Genomic DNA, 1623 nt, shown 5'->3' on the forward strand with positions numbered 1-1623 from the left:
AAGAATCGACTCCCGTCACTTGGTGTCATTTTCACAGTTGCATTGACTTTGTTGTCATAGACATTGCGCAGGAATTTACCATATTTAATGTCCCATTGGTCAATGAATAAACGACCGAAATTTTCAATATTGGTCATGACGTCAGTCAAGTTGTCGAAACGTTGGACGAAGGCACCCTTTTCCGAGACAAAGCCTAAAGCTTTCAAGGTGTTTTCAACCGATACTTCGCCCGAAAAGTCTCGGACTAAAATTGTGTTATCATCTGGTAATACTTGATTTTCTGCCTCATCTGATACTAAAAATTCACCGTACTGATATTCAGGGGTCACATATAAATCTGTCCCCTCAACGTCAAGTGTCACATGCACTTGCAAGTCTTCTTGGTATAATTCAAAGACTTGGTCTAATTGGTCAATTTCACTGTAAGCCATCAGAGTCCGGCCAAATAAACTGATAAAGTAGGTCATTTCTTCTTCTGGCAAGGTGATTTGATAGTCATTCTCCGCAAAGAATCCTTGTAAAAAGCGCAAATCATCATAGAAATTGCTGTCTTGAGTGGTTTCATATAAGGTTTCATCTTGAATCAGTAAACCATATTGCGCCAGCCAATTGACTGATTGATCCCAAGTTAATTGATACAGGTCATTGTCTTTCTTCAGACTAAATACCAGGGCTTTATCATTTGAAAAGGTCGGTTTTATAGCATTACCATCTAATTTAAAGCGGATAGAAATCCGGTTATCTGCAAGATATAAATCTTTCAAGCGATTCAATTCCTCACTCATTAAATAAAAGCGTTGGGTATTTTTTTTATTTTCTGGTGTGTTCATGACTAGTAAAAGCCATTTATTTCGTAAGCTGTACGCATTGGCTAATTCAACTAGCAAGTCATAGGTATCTTGGCCTAGTGTTGAAGGCGATAACCAAATTTCTTCACGGTCACGATTTGGCAAAATATATAAGGTATCTTGGATAACAGCTTGGAAGAAATTATCCATATCTGTCACGTAGTACAGGTTGTTGACACCTACGCGAATTCGTAAGTAAGCAATATCTTCGTAAGAAATAATATAAGGTCTTACTTCATCAAATTGAATTTCTAGTGTAACTTTCACTCGACTAGTTCGCGGCAAACGTTTCACAGGACTGGTTACTTGACGATGACTTAAATAACCTTCAAGGACTTCATTCACTTGTAGTTCTGCTTCATCATCTACTTCTGGATAACGTTTCAATTCTTCATTAAATTGGTGGACGCGCGTCATGCCCATTTCTCTTAAGAAAAGTTCTACTGCAACTGTATGTTCGCAGTAGCCTTTTTTCTGAAAAACTTGGCACTGACAAACATCCTCTTCTTTAGCAGTTCCATCTAAGATCACGGTATACGTGTCATCATCAAGCACTTCTGCACGCCAAACAGTATTTTCTTCATCTGGTACTACTTTAAGCACCCGATTTTCCTTTACCAAAGCACGGCCTTGCTCGATTATCTTACTTGGAATACTCCACTTCATATCATACACCCCAAAATTCTGAATCTGTCGCTCATTAATTAATTCATTATATCAAACTTCTTAAGAAATTCATATGCTAAGCCACAGGATGGGAGTCAGGGCGTTCAGA

1 protein-coding gene is annotated in these 1623 nt (G+C 38.3%); it reads right to left on the reverse strand.

The features are described from left to right. Nucleotides 1-1514: SNF2 helicase associated domain-containing protein (locus ACRCJ0_RS13650; RefSeq protein WP_431390774.1), on the reverse strand; the 1514-nt coding region annotated here is incomplete at its 3' end. Nucleotides 1515-1623: the final 109 nt, after the last annotated feature.

This window comes from Aerococcus sp. L_32, assembly GCF_050689315.1.